This is a genomic window from Lysinibacillus sphaericus OT4b.31 (assembly GCF_000392615.1).
GTDB classification, from domain to species: domain Bacteria; phylum Bacillota; class Bacilli; order Bacillales_A; family Planococcaceae; genus Lysinibacillus; species Lysinibacillus sphaericus_B.
This window is the reverse complement of the sequence record NZ_KB933398.1, coordinates 3753858-3780420: the sequence shown is the minus strand read 5'-3', so window position 1 is coordinate 3780420 and position 26563 is coordinate 3753858. Positions and strand designations below refer to the sequence as shown.

At 38.3% G+C, this 26563-nt stretch carries 31 protein-coding genes, 1 pseudogene and 2 other annotated features; of the genes and pseudogenes, 25 read left to right on the top strand and 7 right to left on the bottom strand.

Annotation, left to right across the window (positions count from 1 at the left end):
* Nucleotides 1-168 precede the first annotated feature (168 nt).
* Nucleotides 169-1368 (bottom strand): hypothetical protein, encoded by a 1200-nt coding sequence (locus H131_RS17410; RefSeq protein ID WP_010860445.1) that lies wholly within the window; start codon nucleotides 1366-1368, stop codon nucleotides 169-171.
* 247 nt (nucleotides 1369-1615) lie between these two features.
* Between H131_RS17410 and H131_RS17405 the strand changes: the two genes are divergently transcribed.
* The 4 genes from H131_RS17405 to H131_RS17390 all read left to right on the top strand — a co-directional run bounded on the left by H131_RS17405 (nucleotide 1616) and on the right by H131_RS17390 (nucleotide 4165).
* Complete coding sequence (locus H131_RS17405) at nucleotides 1616-2254, top strand: BMQ_0737 family morphogenetic spore coat protein (protein ID WP_010860444.1); 639 nt, start codon at nucleotides 1616-1618, stop codon at nucleotides 2252-2254.
* 192 nt (nucleotides 2255-2446) lie between these two features.
* A complete protein-coding gene (locus H131_RS17400; RefSeq protein WP_010860443.1) occupies nucleotides 2447-3022 on the top strand; it encodes a hypothetical protein in 576 nt (191 codons plus the stop codon).
* Nucleotides 3015-3308: a hypothetical protein gene (locus tag H131_RS17395; protein ID WP_010860442.1), complete on the top strand. Its 294-nt coding sequence runs from the start codon at nucleotides 3015-3017 to the stop codon at nucleotides 3306-3308. The genes H131_RS17400 and H131_RS17395 overlap by 8 nt, the downstream gene beginning before the upstream one ends.
* Before the next feature lie 14 nt (nucleotides 3309-3322).
* Nucleotides 3323-4165, top strand: coding sequence for a hypothetical protein (locus tag H131_RS17390; protein WP_010860441.1), 843 nt, complete (start codon nucleotides 3323-3325; stop codon nucleotides 4163-4165).
* 182 nt (nucleotides 4166-4347) lie between these two features.
* Here H131_RS17390 and rpmG read toward each other — a convergent pair.
* Nucleotides 4348-4496: pseudogene (gene rpmG, locus H131_RS17385) on the bottom strand (50S ribosomal protein L33).
* Between the two features lie 171 nt (nucleotides 4497-4667).
* Here rpmG and H131_RS17380 point away from each other — a divergent pair.
* Complete coding sequence (locus H131_RS17380; RefSeq protein WP_010860439.1) at nucleotides 4668-5861, top strand: GTP-binding protein; 1194 nt, start codon at nucleotides 4668-4670, stop codon at nucleotides 5859-5861.
* Between the two features lie 520 nt (nucleotides 5862-6381).
* Here H131_RS17380 and H131_RS17375 read toward each other — a convergent pair.
* Nucleotides 6382-6924: an isoprenylcysteine carboxyl methyltransferase family protein gene (locus H131_RS17375; RefSeq protein ID WP_010860438.1), complete on the bottom strand. Its 543-nt coding sequence runs from the start codon at nucleotides 6922-6924 to the stop codon at nucleotides 6382-6384.
* Nucleotide 6925: 1 nt separating this feature from the next.
* On the bottom strand, nucleotides 6926-8008 hold the full coding sequence (locus H131_RS17370; protein ID WP_010860437.1) for a type III polyketide synthase: 1083 nt from the start codon (nucleotides 8006-8008) through the stop codon (nucleotides 6926-6928).
* A gap of 437 nt (nucleotides 8009-8445) precedes the next feature.
* Between H131_RS17370 and rsgA the strand changes: the two genes are divergently transcribed.
* The 4 genes from rsgA to metG all read left to right on the top strand — a co-directional run bounded on the left by rsgA (nucleotide 8446) and on the right by metG (nucleotide 13185).
* Complete coding sequence (rsgA, locus tag H131_RS17365; protein WP_010860436.1) at nucleotides 8446-9519, top strand: ribosome small subunit-dependent GTPase A; 1074 nt, start codon at nucleotides 8446-8448, stop codon at nucleotides 9517-9519.
* A 109-nt stretch (nucleotides 9520-9628) separates the two neighbouring features.
* The gene (gene fosM, locus H131_RS17360) at nucleotides 9629-10051 is read left to right on the top strand and encodes a FosM family fosfomycin resistance protein (protein ID WP_010860435.1); all 423 of its coding nucleotides are present in this window, start codon (nucleotides 9629-9631) and stop codon (nucleotides 10049-10051) included.
* 167 nt (nucleotides 10052-10218) lie between these two features.
* Nucleotides 10219-10863 (top strand): HAD hydrolase-like protein, encoded by a 645-nt coding sequence (locus H131_RS17355; protein ID WP_010860434.1) that lies wholly within the window; start codon nucleotides 10219-10221, stop codon nucleotides 10861-10863.
* Nucleotides 10864-11171: 308 nt separating this feature from the next.
* Nucleotides 11172-11425 (top strand) — a binding site (T-box leader).
* A gap of 125 nt (nucleotides 11426-11550) precedes the next feature.
* The gene (metG, locus tag H131_RS17350; protein WP_010860433.1) at nucleotides 11551-13185 is read left to right on the top strand and encodes a methionine--tRNA ligase; all 1635 of its coding nucleotides are present in this window, start codon (nucleotides 11551-11553) and stop codon (nucleotides 13183-13185) included.
* Between the two features lie 98 nt (nucleotides 13186-13283).
* Here the strand turns inward: metG and H131_RS17345 are convergent, their stop codons facing one another.
* Nucleotides 13284-14855: a 2-isopropylmalate synthase gene (locus H131_RS17345; RefSeq protein WP_010860432.1), complete on the bottom strand. Its 1572-nt coding sequence runs from the start codon at nucleotides 14853-14855 to the stop codon at nucleotides 13284-13286.
* A gap of 126 nt (nucleotides 14856-14981) precedes the next feature.
* Nucleotides 14982-15243: a binding site (T-box leader), on the bottom strand.
* Between the two features lie 210 nt (nucleotides 15244-15453).
* On the opposite strand from H131_RS17345, the gene H131_RS17340 reads away from it, so the two are divergent.
* The gene (locus H131_RS17340) at nucleotides 15454-16206 is read left to right on the top strand and encodes an HAD-IIB family hydrolase (protein WP_010860431.1); all 753 of its coding nucleotides are present in this window, start codon (nucleotides 15454-15456) and stop codon (nucleotides 16204-16206) included.
* 179 nt (nucleotides 16207-16385) lie between these two features.
* On the opposite strand, the gene H131_RS17335 is transcribed toward H131_RS17340, so the two are convergent.
* Complete coding sequence (locus H131_RS17335; protein WP_010860430.1) at nucleotides 16386-18098, bottom strand: methyl-accepting chemotaxis protein; 1713 nt, start codon at nucleotides 18096-18098, stop codon at nucleotides 16386-16388.
* 247 nt (nucleotides 18099-18345) lie between these two features.
* Between H131_RS17335 and H131_RS17330 the strand changes: the two genes are divergently transcribed.
* From H131_RS17330 to H131_RS17305, 8 genes are all read left to right on the top strand, one after another.
* Nucleotides 18346-18840: a DUF1648 domain-containing protein gene (locus H131_RS17330; protein WP_010860429.1), complete on the top strand. Its 495-nt coding sequence runs from the start codon at nucleotides 18346-18348 to the stop codon at nucleotides 18838-18840.
* A gap of 146 nt (nucleotides 18841-18986) precedes the next feature.
* Nucleotides 18987-19361 carry a hypothetical protein gene (locus H131_RS23180; protein ID WP_155242471.1) on the top strand — a complete coding sequence of 125 codons (375 nt, stop codon included), beginning with the start codon at nucleotides 18987-18989 and terminating at the stop codon, nucleotides 19359-19361.
* 1 nt (nucleotide 19362) lies between these two features.
* Nucleotides 19363-19596 carry a YdeI/OmpD-associated family protein gene (locus H131_RS23175; protein ID WP_051112159.1) on the top strand — a complete coding sequence of 78 codons (234 nt, stop codon included), beginning with the start codon at nucleotides 19363-19365 and terminating at the stop codon, nucleotides 19594-19596.
* Between the two features lie 356 nt (nucleotides 19597-19952).
* Entirely contained in the window at nucleotides 19953-20387 is a 435-nt protein-coding gene (locus tag H131_RS17320; protein ID WP_010860428.1) for a DUF1801 domain-containing protein, read from the top strand.
* Entirely contained in the window at nucleotides 20384-20761 is a 378-nt protein-coding gene (locus H131_RS17315; protein WP_010860427.1) for a VOC family protein, read from the top strand. Before H131_RS17320 ends, H131_RS17315 begins: the two co-directional genes overlap by 4 nt.
* A gap of 18 nt (nucleotides 20762-20779) precedes the next feature.
* Nucleotides 20780-21061, top strand: coding sequence for a nucleoside deaminase (locus H131_RS25530; RefSeq protein ID WP_010860426.1), 282 nt, complete (start codon nucleotides 20780-20782; stop codon nucleotides 21059-21061).
* Entirely contained in the window at nucleotides 21045-21242 is a 198-nt protein-coding gene (locus tag H131_RS25525; protein WP_010860425.1) for a hypothetical protein, read from the top strand. The genes H131_RS25530 and H131_RS25525 overlap by 17 nt, the downstream gene beginning before the upstream one ends.
* Nucleotides 21243-21255: 13 nt before the next feature.
* On the top strand, nucleotides 21256-22236 hold the full coding sequence (locus H131_RS17305; protein ID WP_010860424.1) for a GNAT family N-acetyltransferase: 981 nt from the start codon (nucleotides 21256-21258) through the stop codon (nucleotides 22234-22236).
* A 171-nt stretch (nucleotides 22237-22407) separates the two neighbouring features.
* Here H131_RS17305 and H131_RS17300 read toward each other — a convergent pair whose 3' ends face one another.
* Nucleotides 22408-22845 carry an Rrf2 family transcriptional regulator gene (locus H131_RS17300; RefSeq protein ID WP_010860423.1) on the bottom strand — a complete coding sequence of 146 codons (438 nt, stop codon included), beginning with the start codon at nucleotides 22843-22845 and terminating at the stop codon, nucleotides 22408-22410.
* A 191-nt stretch (nucleotides 22846-23036) separates the two neighbouring features.
* Here H131_RS17300 and hmpA point away from each other — a divergent pair, with 191 nt between their 5' ends.
* From hmpA to H131_RS17270, 7 genes are all read left to right on the top strand, one after another.
* Nucleotides 23037-24203 carry an NO-inducible flavohemoprotein gene (gene hmpA, locus H131_RS17295; RefSeq protein ID WP_010860422.1) on the top strand — a complete coding sequence of 389 codons (1167 nt, stop codon included), beginning with the start codon at nucleotides 23037-23039 and terminating at the stop codon, nucleotides 24201-24203.
* Nucleotides 24204-24268: 65 nt separating this feature from the next.
* Nucleotides 24269-24433: a hypothetical protein gene (locus H131_RS24620; protein ID WP_155242470.1), complete on the top strand. Its 165-nt coding sequence runs from the start codon at nucleotides 24269-24271 to the stop codon at nucleotides 24431-24433.
* A 116-nt stretch (nucleotides 24434-24549) separates the two neighbouring features.
* The gene (locus tag H131_RS17290; RefSeq protein WP_010860421.1) at nucleotides 24550-24810 is read left to right on the top strand and encodes a metal-sensitive transcriptional regulator; all 261 of its coding nucleotides are present in this window, start codon (nucleotides 24550-24552) and stop codon (nucleotides 24808-24810) included.
* Nucleotides 24811-24854: 44 nt separating this feature from the next.
* Complete coding sequence (locus tag H131_RS17285) at nucleotides 24855-25196, top strand: rhodanese-like domain-containing protein (RefSeq protein WP_010860420.1); 342 nt, start codon at nucleotides 24855-24857, stop codon at nucleotides 25194-25196.
* A 12-nt stretch (nucleotides 25197-25208) separates the two neighbouring features.
* On the top strand, nucleotides 25209-25505 hold the full coding sequence (locus tag H131_RS17280; protein ID WP_010860419.1) for a rhodanese-like domain-containing protein: 297 nt from the start codon (nucleotides 25209-25211) through the stop codon (nucleotides 25503-25505).
* Nucleotides 25506-25588: 83 nt separating this feature from the next.
* Complete coding sequence (locus H131_RS17275; protein ID WP_010860418.1) at nucleotides 25589-26143, top strand: sulfurtransferase TusA family protein; 555 nt, start codon at nucleotides 25589-25591, stop codon at nucleotides 26141-26143.
* A 15-nt stretch (nucleotides 26144-26158) separates the two neighbouring features.
* Nucleotides 26159-26554 carry a DsrE/DsrF/DrsH-like family protein gene (locus H131_RS17270; RefSeq protein WP_010860417.1) on the top strand — a complete coding sequence of 132 codons (396 nt, stop codon included), beginning with the start codon at nucleotides 26159-26161 and terminating at the stop codon, nucleotides 26552-26554.
* Nucleotides 26555-26563: the final 9 nt, after the last annotated feature.

Here is a 26563-nt window from a genome sequence, read left to right as displayed (position 1 = left end):
TGGGAGTTACGGGCAATTATCTACATAGTGGTTTCTATATTGATAAGGGGCTTTCAGTCACTTGGTTATATACCTTTAAACAAAACACGAAAAAGTCCAATACGTATTTTTGTACATATTGGACGATTTTAAAAAATTAGTGTTGAAATCACGAATTCATGGTTTTAATTAACTCCATTTTCTAAAGAAATTGAAAAACGAGTTCTTTACTTTCTTATTTTCTTCTACAGTCGACTCTTTTATAAGTTCATGTTGCTTGTTTACCTCTTCAAGTGATATATGAATTTCATTGCTTTCCCCTGATTTAGTTTCAAAAACCACAATTTCATCTGGTGTTATAGTAGGAGAATTATTAGAATAGCCAGGTTCATTAACTGTTCCAGAGTCTATAAGGTTGCCGGGTTCATTAACTATTTCAGAATTTACATCATTGACTGATTCAACAATTCTCTGAGAATTCACATGGCCGATGGAATCATTAATTTTTGGAGAAATCCTCTGATTGTCAGTTTCAACTACTCTTTTTGAATTCCCGTAATCGACAGAGGCATTTATTTTTTCAGATTCTACATCATTGACGGATTCATTAACGATAGAAGAATTTAAGGCATTATTATCGAAGGATTCATTGTTTATAGCAGATGAAACGGTATTAGGATTATAAACACTAACTGGGATCTCCTGTGCGTCAGTAGCTTTTTTAAAATGGAAGGTGGATTCTACGGTGGTATTTCTGTATAGGCCATTATATATTTGGCTTGGTTGAGTATTTATCGATTGAAAGTATTGTTGATTAAAATGGCGTTCTTCGGGTTTGTTTCCCTGTATGTCATTTTGAGCAGAAGGTATTCCATTGTTTAAATTTACTTGCATATTTGTTGCTTTTCCTGCCAAACTCTGCAGCAGTTTATAAGATGGTTGCTTTGATGTAATAGTGGATTGATCTGCTGTCTGTGTGATTCTAGGATGCCTTTGTGAATCGTTAGCCGTAGAATTAGCATTTTTTTCAATGGCAGGTAAAGTGGTTGAAGCTTCATTAACTTCAATTGTTATTAATCTGTTTAAAACCATGAAAATTTCTTGATTCATTTCTTCAATGGTTTGATTTAAAGACTCAATTTGTGTCGAAAGTAGTTTTATTTGGTCCTCATATCCTTTGATGTGTGAATTTTGCTTATCATCTAATGTTTCTGTTAGCCCTTCCAAATGTGCGATTTGCGTTTTTAGCCCATCAAACTCGTTTTTCATAAATAGGAATTCTTCAATTGATGTCCCCATTTTTAATGAAGTTAACGTTTCCCTATAGGTCTCAATTTTTTGTTTTAATCTTTCGATTTCTTGAGTGGAGTACAATTTAGAATCTTCCATTGCATTTCACCCCTTTCAGTCCTTTAATATTTTATTAAAAATATTGTAATTCTGTTACAGATATACCGGTTCTTTTTAACATTCTTGTTCCTCTTTAAGAGGAGGTTTTTGTAAGTAAAAATGATACATGCCGATATTCATGACTTTTAATAAATATCATGTAGAACTATTTATTAGCCCATACACTTATAGCCAGAATACATATGCTACAAACGAAAGATAAAAAACTTATGGAGGTGTCAAAAGGATGCAAGAAAATATGCCATCCCAGGATCGAGAATTAATTTGTATAAATGTCGATAAGGTATATGACTGGATTGTAAAGGAGATGTCGTTTGATATTTCACCAACTGGACCAATTACTTTCCCAGGCGTAACAGCGACGACAGACTTAACAGGTGCAATTGTTTCATGTAGAGTAATCCCAGCAGCTACAAATCCAATTGTGATCCTAAACCGTGAGAATCGTCAATTCTCCATTGATGGATCAACTGTATGTCTTCAACATCTAAATATTCAAAAGAACTTCATTCTAACGATTGTAGTTACTTTACCAACTGGCGCGGTTTTCACAAGTACTGATATTCCGGTTTCACGCTGTGAGCAAGTTACATTATGTGCACCTAAAGGGACAGATGTAGAAATATTATATACAGATTTAGATTGCTTCGTATGTACAACTGGAACACTTACAGCTGGAGCAGGTACAATTACGTTTTCTGCGTTAACAATTACTGTAGCTGTTTGTCAAAGTATCCAGTCTACATTCCCTGTTACTGTTGAATTCTTAGCAACTTTCTGCGAACCAAGAGCAGATTTACCGTTCTCATGTCCAACTGCAGTTCGTCCAAAGCAATGCTCAATTATTTTCCCAACTGGCGGTTAATAGTGCTAACACATAACTAAAAGTCATATCTTGAAGAGAGGGTAATCCTCTCTTTTTTTATTGTTCTAAAATATGATGGTGGAGCCCTAGCGCAAAAAGCAAGATGTCTACATCTGGGTCACCACTATAACTGAATGTTTTAGTGCATTTGTTCAATCATGTGGTTTCAAACTCTAGATAGGGGGCAGTTAAATGAGGACTGGCAGAAATGATGTAGAACAAAAAATAAATGAACTTAAAGGACAAACGGAATCGTATGTTATTGAAATTAAAAAGATGGTTGAGGACCTTATTATTCCTGACAGTGTAAACATCATCAGTTATTTCACTTCTTCGTTCAATATTTCCTATGACCCTGAACAGGAGAGTTTGTGTTTAGGTTCCTTCCATATTCGAAACATGGGCAATCAGCCACTGACAAATCCATATTTGTGTATAAAGCTACCTGAAGATTCTCCTTTTTCCTTCTCTGGGCGCTATGTGTATGAGCATTTCAAACAGAATTTAAAGGGACCGACTAGTTGGGAACGAATAAATGATAAATCGAGCAATGAGGAATTTTGGCTTAAACCTTTAGAAAAAACAGCGATTGAGCCTAATGAAACCATTTCCTTTTCGAACTTTCAGATTAAGTGGTCACATAATTTATCTTATTCAGGAACAATCATGGGCTTTACATATTGTGATCAACTCAAAGGGGGGGTTGCTGTTATAAACCCTATCAACCTAAATGGAATAACTCGTATACAGGAGGATGAAAATGAGTGAGTTAGATGAGCAAAATGTTGGGATGGAGCACATCCGCCAATTTATGATAGCTCAGCTGAATAAATTACCAGAGAATAGTAAGGAGAAAGATAATAGTTTTGCATTTTTAGAAAAAAGTACACTGAATTTACTGATAGCCTATCTGTTATCGGGAGAAAACCGTGGAAAGAGTGAAATAGTAGATGAAGAATTTGAATTATGGGTCTTAAAGCAGCTTGACGAAATCCTGGACGTTAACAAAAAGCAATTTGAAGAAATAATTGATTTTCTTAAAAAAATTCCGTGATAGGGGGTACCAATGTGAATAATGACAGCGTTAAAAATAACGATCCTATTCAGCTACAACAAATGATTATTTTTTTAAGAGCAGAATTAGCCAAATATAAAAAGGAAGTGGAAAGACTTAGAGCTAGCGATTATTATTCACTCGTACTCAGACTAGAACGGGAAAATGTACAATTAATCAATCGAGAAAAAGAGCTTTCGCTAGAGCTTAGTAAGCTAAGGCGAGAATTAGAAAAGGCATCGAAGGGCTATCAAGATGATATTCAGGTGAGGGAAAATCAAAGAAATAAACATATTTCTTCAATCGAGGCTTTATTGAAAGATAAAAATGATTTGCGTACGGAAAATGAACTATTAGTAGAAACACTAAAAGCCACTAAAGGTGAATTGATTTCAATGAAAGGAGAGCGGCAGGAACTACTGGGGGCAGATTATAAGTCTGCCATCGAAAATCTCGAAAATAAGCTAATTGATTTTACAAAAGAAACAAGCAAACAAATGGAAAGTATTGTTGGGGAATTAGGAATGATTCGTAGTGAAAGGAGTGGTTCCGATAACAACAATCAGTGTTTAGTAACAGAGATAGAACAAAAAAGAAGTGAGAATGAAAAACTCTTAAATGAAATAGCTGATTTAAAAGAACAGAGAGAACTTCTTTTAAAGAATGATTCTATACTTTCAAGTGGAAAAACCATTCTAAATTCTCAAACTTTATCAGATTTAGATACCCAAGTAAAAAAAATATTGGACCAGTCGATGGGCTTCGAGGACCAGTTGGATGCTAAATTACGTATCCTGGATGACTTAGAACAGAAGTTGAATCAGCTTGCTATTGAAATAGAAGTTAAGAGAAGCTAGTAACTGTTAAGGATTATGTTAAGGAGGAACTTCTATTACGATAAGGTTTGCACAAAGACTAGGCTGATTCAAAAGTTTATTATACTTTTGAATCAGCCAATTTTTATAAGTTTAAAAGCTGGTTGAGTGGCAAATTAAGCACACGTAAGTTTTGTTCAACAGATTGGCGTACTTATTTCACTTTATTTTGTTTTTCTGTGTAAGATTACTCTTTTCACGCGGGGTGAATACTTTTTAGTTCTAGCCGTTCGGGGTTATTGCGCTTGTTTTTTGTCGTGATATAGTTTTTATCCCCTGTTTCTGTACAGGCTAATGTGATTTGTACACGCATAAAAACACCTCCTTTTAAATCGTAGTAATTACGCTTCATAAGATATTATGTTTACTTTCATTTGTCAAATACTTGTTTACTTAAAATAATAAATATTGCACTTTAATATTCTTTGTGCTTTAATTACAAAATATAAATAGTAATGATTACGATTTGAAGGAGATTAGAGAGATGACAAAGAAAATACCGGTTACAGTTTTAAGTGGTTATTTAGGTTCAGGTAAGACGACAATTATGAATCATGTGCTACAAAATAAGCAAAATATGCGTGTGGCAGTTATTGTCAATGATATGAGTGAAATCAATATTGACGCTGAATTGATTGCGAAGGGTAGCGGTATTTCACGCACTGAAGAAAAATTTGTAGAGCTATCAAACGGTTGCATTTGCTGTACGTTACGTGAGGATTTACTACAGGAGGTAGAGCGTCTTGCAGGGCTCGGGAATATTGACTATATCTTGATAGAATCCACAGGCATTAGTGAGCCGATACCAGTTGCACAAACATTTAGCTATATGGACGAGGAACTTGATATTGATCTTACAAAGTTTTGTCAGCTCGATACAATGGTGACAGTAGTGGATGCAAATCGTTTTTGGCATGATTTTCAATCTGGAGAGAGTCTGCTAGAGCGTAAGGAAGCGGTAGGGGAATTAGATGAGAGGGATGTAGCGGACCTACTGATTGACCAAATTGAGTTTTGTGACGTTCTTGTACTGAACAAATGTGATTTAGTGTCACAAGAGGAACTGGAAATATTAGATAGAATTTTACGAGTATTACAGCCTGAGGCAACATTAATTCGGACAACTAATGGTATTATAGAGCCGGCAGAAATATTAAATACGGGACGTTTTAACTTCGAACGCGTTTCACAATCTGCTGGTTGGTTAAAGGAGTTAGAGATTGGCCATGAAAATCATATACCGGAAACGGAAGAGTACGGCATCACGTCGTTCACCTATCAGCGCAGAATGCCATTTCATCCATTGCGATTTGTAGAGTGGTGTGACAATATGCCAGAGTCCATCGTTCGTGCCAAAGGGATTATTTGGAGTGCAAAACATCAGGAAGTGGCACTATTACTGTCACAAGCAGGTTCATCCGCAAAAATTGAACCCGTTTCATACTGGGTAGCGGCTTTACCTAAGGCACAGCAGCAGGATGTTTTTTTACAAAGTCCTGAAGTACTGGAAGATTGGGATGAAGAATTTGGTGATCGGTTGACACAACTCGTCATTATTGGCATTGAATTAGATAAAAAAGCCATTGTAAAAGAGCTGGATGCGTGTTTATTATCTGATGAAGAATTTAATGAACCGTGGGAGAACTTAGTAGATCCATTTAATTGGGACTGGAGTTAACAGAAACAAACAGGTTGTACCATTCCTCCGATGATGCTTACTCGTCGTACATGGAGCTAATAACGGACAATTTGCGCATTGTAGTGGATTGGATTTATACGGTCTTCTGCCTTCTTCGATGTCGTTGAATATGAGTTGATTGGAGCGCAGGCGGCGACTTCTGCGGGCATACATGAGCTAAAGGCCCCGCAGGAGCGTAGCGACGAGAAGATTGAAGCCACGCCCGCGAAAAACGTACGCCGTAGCGGAAATCAACGGGGCATGAGATGCTACTAATGAATAGATAAAGTTAAAAAAAAGCAGTTGTTCGTCCTCCTATCCATCATCTCAATCATTTATAGACTTACACTCGTTGATTGGAGCGCAGGCGGCGACTTCTGCGGGAATAGCATGAGCGAAAAGTCCCCGCAGAAGCGTAGCGACGAGGAGACTGATGCCATGCCCTCGAAAAAGCGTCCGTCGTAGCGGAAATCAACGGTTTCATATAGATATTTCTATTTTAAAAAGGAACTACCTCAAATTACTTTTGAGGTAGTTCCTTTTTAAATATTTTGTTATAGTTTGTTGCTTCACGCAATGCCTTTTCCTCAATGGGAATGCGTACAGAAAGCATTGTAATATTTAAAAGTGTAAAGCAAAATGCTGTGAAGTAAGCTTGAAACATTAAAGGTAGTAAAAGAATTTCCAAGCAAACAACTGCATAATTAGGGTGACGCATAAATGTATATGGTCCTTTTCGCACTACTTCCGCACCAGGCAATATGATAATTTTTGTATTCCAAAAAGGTCCTAGTGAATGGATACACCAGATACGTAGTGCTTGCACCGCAATAAATAGTAAAAAGAATAAAGGGAATAAGGGCGAAAGACCATTGTTATTGGTGCTCCCTTCGGTTATTAAAAATAGAAAAAAGCTGAAATGCATGGCTACCATGTAGGGATAATGCGTTATTCCTACTTCATACGCCCCTTGCGAAAGCATCCACTTTTCATTACGTTTCGCTATAGAGACTTCTGTCAATCTTTGTAGAATGACAAGAATCAAGATAATATAAAAAAACATGCTACTCCCTCCATTTAAGTAATACAGCTTCCGCACAGAAGCCGGGACCGAGAGCGACGAGCAAACCAACATCATCTACTTGACCTTCTTTTAACATAAACTGCTCTAATACATATAACACTGTAGGGGATGACATATTTCCATGACGTCTTAATATTTCCCGAGAAATGTCGGTTTTTTGTTCCGCAAGATACAATGCATCCTCATAGGCCTTCAGCACTTTTTTACCTCCAGGATGAGCAATGAAATGATCAAGCTGTTCACTGTATAGCTCTTGTTCTACTAAGAATTGCTCAATAAATGGACCAAGCCAGTTCGTAATAATAGCAGGGATACTTTTCTGGAAAATGACATGAAGTCCATTGTTTTTAATATTCCAGCCCATTACATCTTCAGAATCTGGCATCCATTTAGAGCCAGTTGTGAGTATGGAAGGTGACGGCTTTCTTGTAGGTATTGTGACGTCATCTCCACAAACGAGAATACATGCTGCACCATCGGCAAAGAGAGAGGCACCTATTAAATTACTCTTTGAAAAGTCGTTTGGTTGAAAGGTTAAGCTGCAAAGTTCGACACAAACAACAAGTACCTTTGCTTGAGGGTGTGCTTTACAGAAATCATAGGCACGACTGACACCAGCTGCTCCACCAGCACAACCAAGTCCCCAAAGTGGCATGCGTTTTAGTCTGTCTGAAAAGGCAAGTTGGTTCATAACTCGAGCATCAATACTTGGTGTTGAAATGCCCGTACTACTAACAAAAATAATGGCATCGATTTCCTCAGGACAAATCGGTGTTGCTAAGAACGCTTCGTTTTGTAAACAGGCTTGTATGACGTCAACGCTGTATGCTGTTGCCAACTCAATATATAAGTTGTTACGTTCTTCAAAAGTATGCTCGGTACGATGCCATTCGGCAGGTACACAGAAATGGCGTGTCTCAATACCACCGCTTTCAAAGACTTTTAAGTAGCGTTCTAAACGTGCGACTTTTTTATGAAAAAGCTCTTTCGTTAGCTCCTCAGCATTTGCTTGATGTAATGTGTAAGGTGGTTGATATGTACTGATAGAAACGATTTTCGACAATTCAACATCTCCTTTGCAAAAGTGGTCTTAGTCATTGTATGCATGGGGGGAGTGGTTACATGCTTGATAATTTGGAATTGACAATTTCGCAAAATTTAGATATATTGGAAACAAATAAATGGAAGTAGGTGATGTGACATGATGAATAGATCTGTTTTTAGCGAATTGCAATTCGGTTTGTTCAATTTCACACGCCTAAAATATACATGTTAGACCTTGTTCAGTAGCTAGTTAAACTTCTACATAAATAAGGCTACTTGTACATTCTCTTGAACGTGCTGTGAAACCTTGTAACTGCCGAATTGCAGTTACAAGGTTTTTTATTTTTTCAGCAAATCAAATGCTGCATAAAGATAAAGTTTCGGTGAGTGCATAGATGTTTTGTGCACAAATATGCTGAAGCGTAAATAACATGCATATATCAGGAGGAAAACGAATTGAATTTAACAACTTTAGGATTTTCAACATATTTTGAAGAGCAAATGACGACGTTTAAAGAGGAGTCGAAATTAGCCAACTGTATCCCGGCGCGAGTGACTTTAGAGCATAAACACTCATATCGTGTATTGACAGAAGAAGGAGAGTGGCTAGCAACGATTGCTGGGCATTTCGCATATACTTCTCTAGCACGAGAAGACTTCCCAGCTGTTGGAGATTGGGTGTTGGTCGAGAAAATGGCTGGCGAAGAAAAGGCAATTATTCATAAACTATTTGAACGAAAATCAGTTTTTTCACGTAAGGTTGCAGGTCGAGAAATAACGGAGCAAATTGTAGCTTCAAATGTCGATGTTGTACTCCTTGTAATGAGCTTAAATGCTGATTTTAATCTACGTCGTTTAGAACGTTATTTAGTAGCAGCCTGGGACTCAGGCGCCAAGCCAATTATTGTACTGACAAAGGCAGACTTATGTGAAGACGTCGAGATTATGTTACGTGAGGTCGAAGCTATCGCATTTGGTGTAGATATTTTTGTGACAAGTGCTTTATCTGGGGAAGGCTTATCAGATATTCGTGCTCTTTTTACTGAGGGGATAACGGGTGCATTACTTGGTTCTTCAGGGGCCGGGAAGTCTACATTGACAAATGCACTCAGTGGCGAAACACTCATGAAAGTTTCGGATATTCGCGAGGACGATGCTAAAGGCCGCCATACGACGACACATCGTGAGTTAATTGTACTCCCAAATGGAGGTTGTTTAATTGATACGCCAGGAATGCGTGAGCTGCAATTATGGGATCAGGGAGATAGTCTTTCTGCCAGTTTTAAAGATATTGAAGAACTATCTGCTGCTTGTCACTATCGAGATTGCATGCATCAAGAGGAGCCAGGTTGTGCAGTTCAGCAAGCGATCATAGATGGGGCACTTGAAAGCTCACGTTTACAAAGCTACTTCAAGTTACAGAGGGAACTCGCATTTATGGAACGTAAAACCAATACACAGGCAAGATTAAACGAACAGCGGAAATGGAAGAAAATTTCCAAAGGATTGAAGAAAGGAAAAAAGAAATAAGCATGACGGAACAAAGATATTTGTGTTCTACTTTTTAATAAGGAATGTTGCATGAACAAAGGATGCGTATGTTCATAGTTATAGAGGAATAGGTAAGGAGTGACCGTGCGTGACGATACAAAACATCAATCATTTTTTATTTTCAGTTTCTAATTTAGGTAATTCCATAGCATTCTATAAAAACGTCTTCGATGCAAAATTATTAGTGAAAGGTAGCAACACAGCTTATTTCGATCTGAATGGACTGTGGCTTGCTTTAAATGTAGAGAAGGATATCCCGCGCAATGAGATTCATCAATCCTATACACATATTGCATTTTCAATTCTTGAAGAAGATTTCGATAAAATGTATGAGAAACTAATGCATTATAATGTCAATATTTTAGAAGGTAGACAGCGAGATGTGAGGGATGAAAAATCCATTTACTTTACGGATCCAGATGGTCATAAGTTTGAATTTCATACAGGTACTTTACAGGATAGATTACAATACTATAAAAAAGAAAAAGTGCATATGGAGTTTTTTGATTAATAGTAACAAGTAAGTGTCTCTAACTTTTGAGACGCTTATTTTTTGCAACATATTCAAAGAAGGATTGGTGACAACTGTTTGAAACTGTGGAAAAACATGAAATGAACCTTAACGAAAGTAGCAACGTTATATTCTTAGATTTAAGGTTCATAGGAAGGAGCAACTTTATGAAAAATGCAATTATTTTTGATATGGATGGCACTTTATTTCAAACCAATCTTATTTTGGAGCCAGCCCTTACATCGACTTTTGATGTACTGCGTGCAAAGGGCTTATGGCAAGAGGATACACCAATTGAAAAGTATCGTGAAATTATGGGTGTTCCTTTACCTGTCGTATGGGAAACATTATGTCCAGAGCACTCCTTGGAAGTTCGTGAAGACAGTAATACTATATTCCATGCAAAACTTATCGAACAGATACAGCAGGGTAGAGGCGCATTGTATCCGAATACAGAGCAAACCCTAACGACTCTAGCAGAAACCTATAATTTATACATAGCAAGTAATGGTCAAATCGAGTATTTGCAAGCCATTGTTGAAACTTATCAGTTAACACGCTTTTTCAAAAATATCTATAGTATTCAGTCCATCTCAAGTGGTCACAAATCAGATTTGGTTCGTACAGTAATTGAAGAAAATAACATTCAACATGGAGCAGTTGTCGGTGATCGTGTCTCTGATATTCAAGCGGCTCAAGATAATCACCTTCTTTCAATTGGTGTACGCTTTGATTTTGCACAGGAAAGTGAATTACAAGAAGCGGATGTTGTCATTGATGATCTAAAGGAACTGCTAACCGTACTAAACTAATTTTAAAAACCTTTAGCATTTATCTCTAACATTTTAAAATTTATCGCCCAACTTTTTATATTTATCCCGCATTAACGGTCAGTAAGCCGCCCACCTCAAATGCAAAGTAACGAGGCGGTCGATCAACGGAATGTAAAAGCCCGATTGGTTCAACTAACAATCAGTGGGCACTGATTGAAGTTTCACTTTATCGAGAAATTTCGTCGGTTTATCCACAACTTTTACTCATTTATCGACATTTAGCGTTTTCAACTCCAAATGTTTGCATTGCAAATTTTGAGGGAAAAGAGTAAAATGGTGCCAATCTAAGAAAAGCGTTGAGAAGGAAAAGTAAATTGGACAAGCATTTAATAGAGAGCCTCTGCTGGTGGAAATGAGGTAAATGAACCCTTTTGAAAATGACCTTTGAGCTTCGTACCGAAAGCTTTGGCAAGTAGGCTACGACGAGATGGTACTCGTTACAACAGCAGCAGTATCTCTCATATGTGGACGTACTGATTGAGGCAAATAGTTTGAGCTATTTGTAAATATAGGTGGTAACACGGGTATACTCGTCCTAATCAGTAATGATTAGGGCGTTTTTTTTATCTTTATTTTGCGGCCGTTTCAGATGTTATTTGCGCCAGAGCAATACACCAGATACGCCAAGGTGAATTTGATAGACATTTTCGAGGGGAGCAACTTAGGATGACGATTATTATTGGAGGCGCTTGGCCATATGCGAATGGTTCGTTGCATTTAGGTCATATCGCCGCATTATTACCAGGTGATATTTTGGCTAGATATTACCGACAAAAAGGTGAGAAAGTTTTATATGTTTCAGGTAGTGACTGTAATGGTACACCGATTTCAATTCGAGCTACACAGGAAAACACCACAACAGAGGCCATTGCCAATAGATATCATGATGAATTTACACAATGTTTTCAGGAGTTAGGATTTACGTATGATATGTATACAAGAACAGATGCTCAGCACCACCACGAATCAGTGCAGACCATTTTTCTACAGCTTTTAGCAAATAATTATTTATATAAAAAGAAGATTGAACAGGCGTATTGTGAAACGGATAAGCAGTTTTTACCTGATCGTTTTGTGGAAGGGATTTGTCCGAACTGTGGTGCGAAGGCGCGTGGAGACCAGTGCGATAATTGTTCGGAAATTTTAGATCCGCTTGATTTAATTGATAAGCGCTGTAAAATATGTGGGAATGAGCCAGTGATTCGAGAGACAGAACATTTTTATTTTACATTCAGTCAATTTCAGGGAAGGCTTGAGACTTATTTAGCTGATGCAAAGGCAGAGAAACGTTGGCGCGATAATGCGTTAGGTTTAACAGAGCGTTATTTGGGCGAAGGTGTGCCTGATCGTGCAGTAACAAGAGATTTACCGAATGGTGTAAATGTACCAGTGCCAGGCTTTGAGGGCAAAAAGATTTACGTGTGGATTGAAGCTGTGGCTGGCTATTTAACCGCAAGTATCGAATGGGCTAAACAGCACGATGTGGCCATCGAGGAACTATGGAATGAAGACACAATCTCGTACTATATACATGGCAAGGATAATATCCCTTTCCATACAGTTATTTGGCCCGCCATTTTAATGGGCATTGGAGCGAAGGCATTACCAACACATATTGTTTCGAACGAATATTTGACATTAGAGAAGCGAAAACTATCGACCAGCCAAAATTGGGCTGTATGGGTTCCTTATATATTAAGTCGCTATAATGCGGACTCCATTCGCTATTTTCTAACGATGAATGCCCCAGAGAATCGCGATACTGATTTTTCTTGGCGCGAATTTATCTATAGTCATAACAGTGAACTACTTGGCGCTTACGGTAATTTTGTCAATCGTACATTGAAATTTTTAGAAAAGTCATTTGCCAGCCAAGTCCCACAGGCTGAGGTGGATGGAGATGTAAGGAAGCAGACGATTCGCTTGTTTAGTGAAGCCGGTATTAGTATTGAAGCGGGGCATTTTAAGCAGGCTTTAGAAGCTATTTTTGAATACGTTCGTGCAGCAAATCGCTATTTTGATGAACGACAGCCATGGTTGCAAGTGAAGAATGACGTTGAGGCAGGAAATCAAACACTTGTAACGTGCGTCTATATTATCGCCAATCTTAGTCAGCTACTGCAGCCTTTTCTACCGTTTTCAGCTGGACAAATTCGAGATATGTTAGGTGTAAAGGAAATGATGTGGCATGAGCAAGTGGCACTGCCATCAGTCATTGGAGAGGTGACGCCGCTGTTTGAGCGTCTTGATGTTGACTTGATTGAAGAAGAATATCAAAAATTAGTAAATGACAGTCAATAAATAACAAAAGCAGTATGACTTTTTTCCTCGTCATACTGCTTTTCCATGAATATCAATAATGTTGTTGAGCCAGTTCGCTTAAATTGCTCAAAAATTACCTAGTTCATAACAGGGGTTAATTTCGCTACAACGATGCTATTAATAGCATTAACATAGGCAAGGGCACTTGCTTTTAAAATATCTGTATCCGCTGCTTTTGCGATATATTTCTCACCTTCATGTTCGATTGTAATTTTTACTTTACCAAGCGCTTCTTTTCCACGAGAGACACTATTTATATTGTACTCCACTAGCTTCACATCAATTTTTGTAATTTCTGCGATTGCCGAATACAACGCATCAATTGGGCCAGACCCAACTGCACTAGCTTTAAATACTTCGTCGCCCTTACGAATCTTCACACTTGCAGATGGGAAGCTTGCATTGCTGACGACTTGTAGGTCAGCGAAATCAAAGAATTGATTGCTATAATGAGTAGCATTGGCGTGATTTGCATCGTGCTTTTCATAATAGCTTTCTACAATTACATATAAATCATGGTCGTATACTTCTTTCTTGGCATCGGCTAGCTTTAAGAAGCCGTCAAAGATACCTTCGAACTCTTCAGTAGAAAGATTTGAAAATCCAAGTTTTTCTAAGGCGTTTTTCACGGCATGTCGACCTGAACGTGCAGTTAAAACTAGCTCCATGTCGTCTAGTCCTACGTCTTCAGGATGTACAATTTCGTAGGCATCACGTGATTTTAATAGGCCATCTTGGTGAATACCTGATGAATGGGCGAAGGCATTGTCTCCAGTAATCGCTTTGTTCACTTGTACATCTAAGCCCATAAAGCTAGATACAAGACGTGAAGTATTCATGATTTCTTTTGTATTGATGTGTGTTTCAGCATTGTAGACAGCACTGCGCGTTTTTAATGCCATCACTACTTCCTCTAGTGCAGCGTTACCGGCGCGTTCACCAATACCGTTAATGGTACATTCAACTTTGTCAGCCCCATTTTTAATAGCTGCAAGTGTGTTAGCTGTTGCCATACCAAGGTCATTGTGACAGTGAACACTTAGCAGAACACGGTTGTTAAGATTTTTCATGCGGTCGTTTAGTTTATAGATCATCGCGCCAAATTCCTCTGGCACTGCAAAACCAACTGTGTCAGGCACATTAATCATCGTGGCGCCAGCTTTCATGACAGCTTCTATTGTTTTCCATAGGTATTCAAAATCAGAGCGAGATGCATCCTCTGTAGAATATTGGACTTGCGGTAGCAGTGTTTTTGCATATTTTACAGCGTCCACCCCAATTTGAAGAATTTGCTCTTTGGATTTACTAAATTTCTTTTCAACATGAATGTCAGAAGTGCCAAGCACCATATGAATCATTGGATTCTCGGCGTATTTTACAGCATTGTAAACAGCATCGATATCTGCCTGTACTGCACGCGCTAAAGCAGTAATCATAATATCATTCGTGTTACCGACTTTTTGTGCGACAGCTTTCACAGCATCAAAGTCACCTTGTGATGAAGCAGGGAATCCAGCTTCGATAATATCGACGCCTAATTTTTTGAGTTGCTGTGCAATCTCTACTTTCTCGTATAAGTTCAGCTTTGCTCCCGGTACTTGCTCGCCATCACGTAAAGTTGTATCAAACACCCAAATTTTTCTTCCCATTTTCAAACACTCCTTTTGTTTAATTAAAATATTGCAAGCTGAGCATGCCGCATCCAAGCAGTGGTAGTCGGATATTAACGCGCACAATCGGCTTTAAAAATAAAAAAACCCGTCTCTATATAAAAATATAGAGACGAGTTTTTGCTCGCGGTACCACTCTAATTGACTTTTTCTTTACAGAAAAAGTCCCCTTATCAACAGCTATTACTGTCTATCCTTATAACGGGGGAATCCGACATCCCTTACTTTATTCACTACGCTTTGGCGAAGTTATAGTTCAGGGAGTAGCTCATGGACGAGTTCAAAATGTGTGTCTCCCGGTTTGCACCACCCACCGGTTCTCTACAAGTACACAGACATCTCTACTATTTCCAATCTAGGCCTACAATGTGTTGTTGAAAGCAATAATACTTGGATATCGTTATTCTGTCAACAATATTCTAAAAATTTTTTGTTTTCTGTCTTAATGTGGGGTAGCAAATTTGTTAGCATGGAATATTGTGTTTAGCATCCATTGAAATTGATAAATTGCTGTAAGAACACCCATTTTCTATGAGATAATATGTGGAGATTCTATACATAGAAAGTAGGCGTGACAATGAAATTTGTATTTGATTTAGATGGTACGATTTGTTTTAAAGGACAGCCATTGAGCCAAGGTATAACTACTGCGCTGGAAAGTTGTATGGAAAATGGCCATGAAGTAATCTTTGCGTCAGCACGTCCAATCCGTGATTTATTGCCCGTATTACCTGAGTCACTGCGAAAACTTCCGATGGTCGGTGGCAACGGCGCATTCGTCGCGAAGAATGCGGTTACGATTGAAGTAAGCACCTTTCCACAAGAAATAGTGGAAGCAATTTCAAGAATTATTTATACATTTGAACTACCGTATTTAATCGATGGTGATTGGGACTACGCGTACACAGGTAGTGAAGACCATCCGATTTACCGAAATTTAGACCCACTGAAGCTTGCAAAAAAAGTAGTACTTGATGAACTGAAGGACATTGTGAAAATTGTATTATTTCCCGGTGAACAACATAAAGAAATAATGGCAGAGCTAGTAAAACTACCGATTTCGTTATATGAGCATACGTCAGAAAATATTGTCGATATGAGTCCTAGTGGTATTGATAAATGGAATGGCTTAAAAAAATTAGGTGTTCTGGAAGGGGATTTTATCGCTTTTGGTAATGATGCTAACGATAAAGCAATGTTTGTGAAGGCAAAGGAAAGTGTCTGTGTGGGCATGCATGAAGTACGAAAATATGCTACTTTACAGGTTTCTGGTGAAGAAGCAGCAGTTATAGCTACGCTACAAGGATTAAGCGATAAATATAAATGCTAATGTGGAATGCATACTGACAGAAAAATTTGACCTTACTATGCATAATATTCATCTGTGTCTCACTGAAGAAAATAATCTGCTAGAAAACTAGACAAGCCTCGATAGACACCTATGCACCTACAGAGGCTTGCTGTTTTTTCATGGAAGTCAGCAGATTCTTGCTATTTATTTAGAGGGGCTTATGATATAGCCTCTTCATTTTGTACCTTGAAGCGTGAAACTTGTGTTTGTAATTCTTCAGCCATTGTAGAGAGTGTAGCTGCAGAAGCGGCCACTTCTTCAATTGTCGCTAATTGTTCTTCAGAGGCAGAAGCCACATTTTGCAGGTTAGCGGATGACATTTGTGCGATTGTGGCAATTTCATCGAAGGATGCGTAAATTTGTTCAGCACTCGATGACATTTCTTCGGAAACGGTTGTCGCCTCTTGAATTTGCATAGATACTTGGGCAATGAGTTCGACGATTTTTGAAAAGCCTTCCTCCGCGACCTTTACAACCTGTATACCAATCTGAACCTCTTCAGTACCGGTATCCATCACCGTTACTGCCCGTTTTGTATCTTGTTGGATTTCTGAGATTAAACCAGCAATCTGCTCAGCTGATTTTTTAGATTGTTCTGCCAATTTTTTAACTTCATCTGCAACGACTGCAAACCCACGACCATGATCACCTGCTCGTGCTGCCTCGATTGCAGCGTTCAGTGCTAATAAGTTGGTCTGTTCTGCGATATCAGTGATAATGTTAATAATATTCCCAATCTCCAACGAATGGTTTCCTAAATTTTTAACAACTGCAGCAGATTCTAATACGGCAGTATTAATGGTATCCATTTGTGTAATGACGCGTTGTAGTGAGTCATTTCCTTTGTTTGCCTCTGTATTTGTCTCTATTGTGAGTTCAGAAACAGCAGCGGTTGTGGCTGCTAATTGCTGGATACCCTTTGTCATAGTTTTCATTGCAGCAGAGCTGTCGGTAGCATTTTTTCCCTGGGCTTCAGAGCCACTAGCTACTTCTTGAATGGAAGATGTAATCTGCTCCGTTGCTTGAATCGTTTGGTCAGCGCTCGCAGTTAATTCCGCAGCAGAAGCACTAACTTGTACTGTGTTTTGACGTACATTTGTAATTACGTCTTTTAAATTTTGAGCCATTTGATTAAAAGCAAGGGCTAAATCGCCAACCTCATCGCGGTTCTTGATGCGAATTTGTTCAGCTGTTAAATCGCCCTCAGCTATTTTTTTTGCTGCTTTGGCCATACCATTGATAGGTCGGGAAATAATGCTTCCCATTACCATGGCAATTATCAGACTAATGACAACGGCAAATCCTCCAAGTAAAATCATCTGAAACTTAATAGATTGAATTTCTTTTGATGTAGCAGTAATTTTTGAATCTACAAATTCCTTTTGATAATTGGCTAGGTTTTCAACTCGCTCATCAAATTGTTTGATAATGAGGCGACCTTGAGTGCTATCCAATTTTTCGTATTGTTCGGTTTGCCCATCATTTTTTAAAGTAAACATACGATCTGCGAACTGTTGAACATTTTCCTCGCTTTTAATAATAGCCTCTAATAATTCAATAGATTTCTGGGACTCGAGTGATGCCATTAAGTCGTCAGATTTTTGTTTGAATTCATCGCGGGAATCTTTATTATTTTGGAGATTTTGTTTATCGCCTAGTAGTAGATAGCCTCGCATACTAACAATCTCTTGCTTTGCGATAGCTTTGAGCTCTTGAATACTAATAGATTTTGTCGTTTGTTCTTCGAGTAAATCACGGTACGTACTATTTACTGAATTTAACTGTTTGAAGTTTAAACCTATTGTCCCAACTAATACAAAAATGACAATTAGGAAGCCGAGTAATAATTTCTTATAGATAGTAAATCGCATGTTTGAAAAATCCTTTCTTAGTAGATTAGTAGAAATGTTACAAAAAAGTGAAATATGTATATATATCATTTATATCAGATTATATGGAATTTACAAAGTATTATGAGTATTTTTGTAGTGATTATTATACAAATTAGAGAAATAAGTCGTAGAATAATAGAATTTTGGGCAATGGCATTAAGTGAACTTGAAACTTAAGAGGATGTAATACGTAAAATTAATTAAGATTAAACAAGGATGTGGAAAAATGTATAGACCAGTTCTAAAATTACCGAAGACGACATATGAAAAGATGTGGGACTATATTGGTGGTGGGGTATTTGTTGTGTCTATCTTATATATTATTGTGATGTGGGGAAAAATACCCGATGAAATTCCAGCGCATTTTAACGGTGGAGGAGAGGTAAATCGATGGGGCTCCAAAATTGAATTATTTATCCTTCCGTTTGTAGGGATATTTTTGTGGGTGTTAATGGGGCTACTTGAAAAAGCACCACATATGCATAACTATCCTGCACGTTTAAACGAAAGTAACGTTGAACAATTTTATTTAAATAGCCGAAAAATATTGAATGAAGTGAAAAATTTTTGCTTAATTTTGTTTGCATTCATCTCATTCCAGATGGTTCGTATTGCTTTAGAGAAAGTAGAAACATTAGGCTGGTGGTTCCTACCATTCGTACTGATTGGAACAGCAATTCCCATTATAAAAGGTTTGGTTGCATCTTCAAAAATTAAATAGCTATGTTTCCATTATGAATTAATAATTTTGTGTCCAATGCAATACTTTAGCACAGAAATGGAGGTGTCTCTAACTTTTGAGACACCTCTCTTTTTTTTGTGGTAAATTTAGGATATAGGAAATTGAAAGAGGTGCGAAAGAAAGACATGCAAAAGAAGTTTAAATTACAGGGTGGACGCTCAATTACTATTCTAAACCAGCCACAAGATGTGATATTGGAGGGGATTTCGCACTCAGGGGATGCCCCGTATGATCGTATCATTTCCTTTGTGTTTTCTGTTGAGGACATGGTAACTTATTTAAACAGTGCGCTCAAGGCTAATGTGTTAGTGGAGCAGGGCTATTTATTTTTTGTTTATCCGAAAAAGGGTAATAAAAAATATGAACAGTTTATACATCGTGATGAAATTTTCCCTGCGATTCAAGTAGATGAAGAGAAATACATTGTCAGTAGTGATTATAAATTTGCAAGTCTGATGTCTCACGATGAGACGTTTTCAATTTTGAGCATTAAGAGATAGTATGGCCCGTGGTAAGAAAAAGACGGCAAATAGTCAATGTGTTAGCGACTATGAAAGAATGGTTCCTCAATTGCGAGAAAAGCTTGTAGATAATGCTCAGGATGTAGTCTTTTATGATGGCCTAACACCAGGGTATCAAAAGGACTGGGCTCGTTATATATATAGCGCGAAAAAGGAAGAAACGGCAGGCAGCTCGTTTAGAGGAAATGCGGGACATAACAAGACAAGGCTTTAAGACGAAGGAGTTATATCGTAAAGCAAAAAGTGAAGGAAAGCATAATATATTCGTGAGTAAGTTTCTTGAAAGCATTGCATGATGAAAAAAGAAAACTTTCACGAAAAAAGCACCGAGAAAGCATATATGGGACAATAGCGATTACAGGCTTATAATTTTACACGAGGTTGTCGAACAGCTGACCTTAAATGCCACATTGGTTCAACTACCAATCCGTAGAGGAGGAAGAAACCCCCTTTGGATTGAAGTTTTACTTTATTATGTAGTGTGGAATTAAAAATTGCTTTAAAGTTATCTGAAAAGTGAGATATATAATTCGGGGCAAAAGATACGATTTTAAAAGTGAGGGTTACAGTATGAGTACTTATATCGAACAAGTAGATGAAAAATGGCGCGAAAGTTTGGCTAAGCTAGTGGAAGTAGTGGAAGTTAATTTACCCGAAGGCTTTGAACGAACAATGTACTATGACATGATAAGCTATGTTGTGCCGTTATCGACATATCCAAAAGGTTATCACGTAACGCCAAATACTCCGCTCCCGTTTATTAGTCTTGCTGCTCAAAAGCGGCATATAGCTTTATATCATATGGGTATCTATACGGATAAGGCATTGCTCTCTTGGTTTCAAGACGAGTATGCCAAGTGTGTACCCACAAAACTGAATATGGGGAAAAGCTGCATTCGTTTTACGAGTACGAAAAATATCCCTTATGATTTGATTGGCGAGCTTGTTTCAAAAATGACACCAGCCGAATGGATTCTAAAATATGAAGGAGAGCTGAACAGATGAAAAGCGCTACAACATTTTTAATGTTTCAAGGACAAGCACATGATGCAATCGAGCAATATAAACAATGGTTTACGGATTTAACAGTAGAAAGTTTGACTTATATGGAAAATACTCAACAAGTGGCAATGGCTGTTCTCGATTTAAAAGGTTTGAAAATTATGGTGAATGATAGTGTCATTAAGCATGATTTTACTTTTACACCTGCTACATCTATTTTTGTAGAATGTGAGACACTCGAAGAAGTCGGAAGTCTTGCAGCGCAAATATTAGAAGGTGGACAAGCTTTAATGCCACTGGACAATTATGGCTTCTCTAAGCAATTTGCCTGGATTGCGGATCGTTTCGGTGTATCCTGGCAAATTACGTATAATTAAATATATGGAGGAGTATATATGAATAAGTGGATGGAACGAGCTGTGGCGCTAGCGCTTGAAAACGTAGCACAAGGCGGGCAGCCATTTGGAGCTATATTAGTAAAAGATGGCGAAATTATTGGCGAGGGCGTCAATGAGCTGCATCTACGTCCAGATAGCACAGGTCACGCTGAGCTACTAGCCTTACGACGTGCTCAAGAAAATTCTAGCTTCTATAGATTTACGTGGTACAGTGATGTATGCAAGCGGTGCCCCCTGCCCAATGTGCTTTGGCGCGATGGCAATGGCTGGTGTGGATAAGGCTTATTTTGCTAATTCACTAGCAGATGCCATAGCGGTAGGGTTAGGTCGCTCAAGTGAGGTATACGCTGATCTACAGAAGGCTGATGCCGAACGAACATTTCAAATGATACAATTACCAGTAGAGGATGAAGAAAAAAATCCGCTGCATGTCTGGTATAAAAAACGTAATAACGATTAAAGGGGAATAAGGTATGGCAGTAACTTTAGTGAAACACGACATTAAATATGCAGAAGCGATACATGCGTTATCTTCTATGCCACAGGTGCGAGATACACTTGGGTTACCTGCCGGTAAAGTAGAAGATACGATCAATTTTATTAAACGAGAATGTATAGATGAAGAAGAGGGTAAGACCGTTCCACGTGTTGTCTTGAACGAGGAAGGACAAGTCATCGGTGTGACAGCACTGATGTTTATAGATCATACGAAAAAGAGCTGTCATATTGGTTCATGGCTTGGTTATGAGTTCTGGGGAAAGGGCTATAATCTAGAGGCAAAAACGGCGATACTTGATATTGCGTTTTTTGAGTTAGGGCTAAAGCGCGTTTTTGCAGGGGCAAGAAAGGTTAATGTTCGCTCACAAAAGGCGCAAGAGAAGTTGCCTTTTATTCGTTTAGGTGTAGAGCAGGATTATCCGCAAGAGCATACATGGTTAGAGGTGAAGGAAAAACAACCATGTGTTTTAAATGTCTTTGAACGCAATGATTTTGTGCGTCACTGTATCTCTCTAGAACAGGTGGAGGGCCCACGTGAAAGCTATTTGCCACAGTTATTGATTGCGGATGAAAGTGAGGTAGCCGTTCGTCAGTATATGAATGACGGTGACTTATACGAGATTAAGTGCGGTGAAAAATTAGTGGGTATTGCGTTGCTTATTGCGCACTCAGCAACATCCATTGAACTTAAGAATATTGCCATTTTATCGGCGTTTCAAGGTAAAGGTATTGGGAAGGAAGCCGTGCAAAAAATTACTACGATTAGCGCATCACAAGGTTATAAAAATGTCATTGTGGGCACGGCAAATTCTAGTATTGATAATATTGCTTTTTATCAAAAGTCTGGTTTTCGTATGGAAGCGATTGAAAAAGATTTTTTTAGTAGTTATCCAGAACCTATCTATGAAAATGGTATACGTGCCTTAGATATGATTATGTTTTCAAAGGCATTATAAATCGAGGCGAAAATTCCTCGATTTTTTTTTTGTCGTGAAACCTATTTAAAACTGTGGAAAAAGCTAGTTTAACGAGGCGGTGTCCTATCCTTGGAGGGTGCGTTACTACAAATGGATAAATGTCAGCTAATTAAAAAAATACCCGTCCAACTTCTGGTTGAGCGGGTATTGCTATTTGCCAAGCAGTAAAGCCATTAATTTTTCCTTGGAATGTAAAAAATCATCGAGTGAATAGCGATCTAAAACAGTTAAATAAGCTTGGAGTGCTTCATAAAGTACGCCTTTTAACTGACATTCAGGGGCAATTTTACATAGGTTATTTTCTTTATCAAAGCACTCCACCAAGTGGAAATCTTCTTCTGTATGACGTACTATTTCACCGATCGTAATCGTCTTTGGATCGATCGCCAGACGAATACCACCACCACGTCCGCGGATTGTCTCGATGTAACCAAGCTGTCCAAGCTGGTGTGTCACCTTCATTAAATGGTTTTTTGATATATTATAGGCGTCTGAAATTTCTTGAATAGTGGATAGTTGGTCGTTTTCCTTCGCTCCTAAATAAATGAGTGTCCGGAGGGAGTAATCCGTGTATAAAGTTAATCGCATTAGAACACCCTACTTTCTAAAGTTCATAAATAATTATAGCATTATCCTCTATTTCATAGTAATATGAATGCTTTTTAAAAAGATGTATTTAAAATACATGAATTATGTCTATTTTGTTAAAGATGTATTTTATATATTGCTTTAAGAGAATCAAAACGTTATATTGTAATCATGAAAGGATGGTATGCGATATGTTAAAACAAGAAACAGTACAAATTATTAAAGCGACAGTTCCAGTATTAGAAGTTCATGGTGTAGCAATTACAAAGACGTTTTACAAAAATATGTTTCAGGCTCATCCGGAATTATTAAATATTTTTAATCACACGAATCAAGAACAAGGGCGTCAACAAACAGCGTTAGCAAACACTGTTTATGCCGCAGCTGTTCATATAGAAAATTTAGGGGCGATTTTACCAGCAGTTATGTTAATTGCTCATAAACACCGTAGTTTAGGTATTTTACCTGAGCATTACCCAATTGTAGGAGAACACTTATTAAAAGCGATTAAAGAAGTTCTGGGAGATGCAGCAACAGACGACATTATTAACGCATGGGCTGAAGCGTACGGTATGATTGCAGATGTCTTCATTCAAGTAGAAGAAGAGTTATATCAAAAATCAGAGGTTAATGGTGGATGGCGTTTATTCAAACCACTAAAAGTAGCGAAAAAAGAAGTTGAAAGTGACCTAGTAACTTCTATTTACTTTGTGAATGAAGATGGCACGCCATTACCAGCTTATGAGCCAGGCCAATACATTAGCCTTCGAGTGAAAGTACCTGGTGAAGAATACTTAATGAACCGTCAATATACACTTTCTCAAGCGACAGCGGAGCAAGGTTACCGTATTTCAGTAAAACGTGAAAGCGATCATACACCAAACGGTAAAGTATCTAACTTTATTCACGACGTTTTACAAGTTGGTGATTTAGTAGACGTAAGTGTTCCGGCAGGTCTGTTTGTTTTAGAAGAAACAGCTGCACCCATCACATTTGTAAGTGGTGGCATTGGCGTAACACCTTTAAATAGTATGCTTCAATCTCTAAAAGACGATGCGACAAATGAAGTGAACTTCATTCAATGCGCGCGCAATGAGAATGTCATCGCATTTAGTGATGATATTCAAGAAAAAGTAAATACTCTTCCAAATGCAACATACACAGCATTATACTCTGATGAAGACAAGCTCATCACTAAAGAGTTACTGGCTGAAAGTATAGCGAATAATACAGATGTATATGTATGCGGCCCAACTGGTTTTATGGAAGCGGTTATTAAAAACTTACATGAAATTGGCGTAGCAGACGAAAAAATTCACTATGAATTCTTTGGTCCAGCAATGCAGCTAGCAAAATAAAATAAAATAAAAGATCTCCCTGATATGAGCGGTATTTTATTCCCTCATATCAGGGATTTTTTGTTGTGGCGAATAGAACTGGCAAAGTGACGGATAAACCACTTGAAGTGGCGAATAGAACTGGCAAAGTGACGGATAAACCACTTGAAGTGGCGGATAGAACTGGCAAAGTGACGGATAAACCATTTGAAGCGGCGGATAGAACTCGCGAACTGACAGATAAACCTTAACAACAATTTCAACAAAATAAGTTTGAGCTTACACGTTGACATTATACCTGGTGGGGTATAATATGAATCTCGTAAGCAAGTTAAATATCTTGAATCGGAAGGAGGCGTGCACAAGAATGGCATACGACGCAAAAACAGCAAATCGAGTGAAGCGAATGGAAGGCCAATTGCGTGGAATCTTACGTATGATGGAAGATGGGCAAAACTGTAAGGATGTTATTACACAGCTATCTGCCGTACGTTCAGCAGTTGATCGGACTATTGGCGTCATTGTCAGCGAGAACTTGTTGAATTGTGTAGCGACTGCTGAAGGAGATTCGGAGAAGGTGAATTTTGCTATTCAAGAAGCGATGGATTTAGTCGTGAAAAGCAGATGAATTTAATATACCCTTTATAGTATGTGATTGAGAGGAGCTATCACTTGGAAACATGGATTATCATTGTTATCGTTATTGCATTTTTGGTTTGGCGAATGAAGCCGACAAAAGGTGTCCAGTCAATATCTGCAGCACAATTAAAAAATATGTTGAACGAAAAGGACAAAATTTTTGTGGACGTGCGAACACCAGCTGAGTACAAGGGACGCAATATTCCACAATTTAAAAATATCCCACTAGGCTCTAACTTTGATAAATTACCAAAGGACAAAGAAATTGTTGTTATTTGTCAAAGTGGTATGCGTAGTAGTCAAGCCTGTAAGCAACTAAAGAAACAAGGATTTGAGCGTGTAACAAATGTTCGTGGAGGCATGAGCGCTTATTAGGAGGTTGGTATCATGAAAGAGATTTCAGCAAAAGAAGTACAACAAGCGTTAGAACAGGGGCGAGTTTTAAAACTGGTCGATGTACGTGAACTAGATGAAGTGGAATCCGGTCATATCCCAGGCATCATTCATATTCCGCTGAGCTTATTGGAATTCCGTATGCATGAGTTAAATAAAAATGAAGCGTATGTAATGGTTTGTCGTTCAAGTGCTCGTAGTGGTAGGGCAGCTCAATATTTAAGAAGTCGGGGCTTTGATGTCACAAATATGATTGGGGGCATGCTTGCCTGGGAGGGTGAAGTGCAGTAAGAGGTTTGCGGGGGAGATTTTCTTTGCGCCACTCTATATTTTTTTGCCTAAAACAATACCTATATGGGTATAAGGAGGAAGTTATGCGTATTAAAGCAGATTTTCAGCTAGATGCAAAAGGGTTATCGTGCCCTATGCCTATTGTAAAAACAAAGAAGGCGATGGCTGATTTAGTAGATGGTCAGATTTTAGAAGTATCAGCAACAGATAAAGGCTCTAAGGCGGATATTGCTGCATGGGCGGAAACTGTAGGACATCAATACATTGGTACAACGGAAGAGGATGCTGTGTTAAAGCATTATATTCGTAAATGCGTAAATGATACGGTAGTTGGAAAAGCGTTTGAACCGACAATTGAGTTGGCAGAAATGGTTGGAAAAAACGGGCTTATCCTAGATGTGCGTGAAGAGGTGGAGTTCGCTTTCGGTCATATTGCTGGAGCAAAATCTATTCCGCTGGGTGATCTTGAAGCACGTATCTATGAGCTTGACCAAGAACAAGAGATATATGTGATTTGCCGTACAGGAAAGCGTAGCGATTTCGCGGCGCAAAAGCTTGTTGCAAATGGTTTTACAAAGGTTTATAACGTACTTCCAGGTATGACAGCTTGGACGGGCGAACTAATAAAAACTATCTAATTGGGGGAATTTAATATGTCAAACAAAGTAGCAATTATTGCAAGTAATGGTGGTCTCTTTGACGCGTATAAGGTATTCAATATCGCAACAGCAGCAGCGGCTTCTGACAAGGAAGTTGCCATCTTCTTTACGTTTGAAGGGTTAAAATTAATTCATAAACAAGGTATGCATGCACTACCAATGCCTGACGGAACAGAACATTTCGCTGAAGGCTTTGCAAAAGCGAATGTCCCTGGCATACCGCAGTTAGTAGAGATGGCGCAGGAGTTAGGTGTAAAATTTATTGCGTGTCAAATGACAATGGATGTAATGGGCTTAACAACAGACGATTTTGTAGCTGGTATTGAGGTTGGAGGTGCTGTAACATTTTTAGAATTTGCTAAAGATGCAGCCCCATCTTTAACGTTTTAATTTTCGTGT

Excerpts from the sequence above, each read along its gene's own strand:
- H131_RS17410 (WP_010860445.1), bottom strand. The coding sequence starts at position 1,368 with ATGGAAGATTCTAAATTGTACTCCACTCAAGAAATCGAAAGATTAAAA.
- H131_RS17405 (WP_010860444.1), top strand. The coding sequence starts at position 1,616 with ATGCAAGAAAATATGCCATCCCAGGATCGAGAATTAATTTGTATAAAT.
- H131_RS17400 (WP_010860443.1), top strand. The coding sequence starts at position 2,447 with ATGAGGACTGGCAGAAATGATGTAGAACAAAAAATAAATGAACTTAAA.
- H131_RS17395 (WP_010860442.1), top strand. The coding sequence starts at position 3,015 with ATGAGTGAGTTAGATGAGCAAAATGTTGGGATGGAGCACATCCGCCAA.
- H131_RS17380 (WP_010860439.1), top strand. The coding sequence starts at position 4,668 with ATGACAAAGAAAATACCGGTTACAGTTTTAAGTGGTTATTTAGGTTCA.
- H131_RS17375 (WP_010860438.1), bottom strand. The coding sequence starts at position 6,924 with ATGTTTTTTTATATTATCTTGATTCTTGTCATTCTACAAAGATTGACA.
- H131_RS17355 (WP_010860434.1), top strand. The coding sequence starts at position 10,219 with ATGAAAAATGCAATTATTTTTGATATGGATGGCACTTTATTTCAAACC.
- metG (WP_010860433.1), top strand. The coding sequence starts at position 11,551 with ATGACGATTATTATTGGAGGCGCTTGGCCATATGCGAATGGTTCGTTG.
- H131_RS17345 (WP_010860432.1), bottom strand. The coding sequence starts at position 14,855 with ATGGGAAGAAAAATTTGGGTGTTTGATACAACTTTACGTGATGGCGAG.
- H131_RS17340 (WP_010860431.1), top strand. The coding sequence starts at position 15,454 with ATGAAATTTGTATTTGATTTAGATGGTACGATTTGTTTTAAAGGACAG.
- H131_RS17335 (WP_010860430.1), bottom strand. The coding sequence starts at position 18,098 with ATGCGATTTACTATCTATAAGAAATTATTACTCGGCTTCCTAATTGTC.
- H131_RS17330 (WP_010860429.1), top strand. The coding sequence starts at position 18,346 with ATGTATAGACCAGTTCTAAAATTACCGAAGACGACATATGAAAAGATG.
- H131_RS23180 (WP_155242471.1), top strand. The coding sequence starts at position 18,987 with ATGCAAAAGAAGTTTAAATTACAGGGTGGACGCTCAATTACTATTCTA.
- H131_RS23175 (WP_051112159.1), top strand. The coding sequence starts at position 19,363 with ATGGCCCGTGGTAAGAAAAAGACGGCAAATAGTCAATGTGTTAGCGAC.
- H131_RS17320 (WP_010860428.1), top strand. The coding sequence starts at position 19,953 with ATGAGTACTTATATCGAACAAGTAGATGAAAAATGGCGCGAAAGTTTG.
- H131_RS17315 (WP_010860427.1), top strand. The coding sequence starts at position 20,384 with ATGAAAAGCGCTACAACATTTTTAATGTTTCAAGGACAAGCACATGAT.
- H131_RS25530 (WP_010860426.1), top strand. The coding sequence starts at position 20,780 with ATGAATAAGTGGATGGAACGAGCTGTGGCGCTAGCGCTTGAAAACGTA.
- H131_RS25525 (WP_010860425.1), top strand. The coding sequence starts at position 21,045 with ATGGCTGGTGTGGATAAGGCTTATTTTGCTAATTCACTAGCAGATGCC.
- H131_RS17305 (WP_010860424.1), top strand. The coding sequence starts at position 21,256 with ATGGCAGTAACTTTAGTGAAACACGACATTAAATATGCAGAAGCGATA.
- H131_RS17300 (WP_010860423.1), bottom strand. The coding sequence starts at position 22,845 with ATGCGATTAACTTTATACACGGATTACTCCCTCCGGACACTCATTTAT.
- hmpA (WP_010860422.1), top strand. The coding sequence starts at position 23,037 with ATGTTAAAACAAGAAACAGTACAAATTATTAAAGCGACAGTTCCAGTA.
- H131_RS17290 (WP_010860421.1), top strand. The coding sequence starts at position 24,550 with ATGGCATACGACGCAAAAACAGCAAATCGAGTGAAGCGAATGGAAGGC.
- H131_RS17280 (WP_010860419.1), top strand. The coding sequence starts at position 25,209 with ATGAAAGAGATTTCAGCAAAAGAAGTACAACAAGCGTTAGAACAGGGG.
- H131_RS17275 (WP_010860418.1), top strand. The coding sequence starts at position 25,589 with ATGCGTATTAAAGCAGATTTTCAGCTAGATGCAAAAGGGTTATCGTGC.
- H131_RS17270 (WP_010860417.1), top strand. The coding sequence starts at position 26,159 with ATGTCAAACAAAGTAGCAATTATTGCAAGTAATGGTGGTCTCTTTGAC.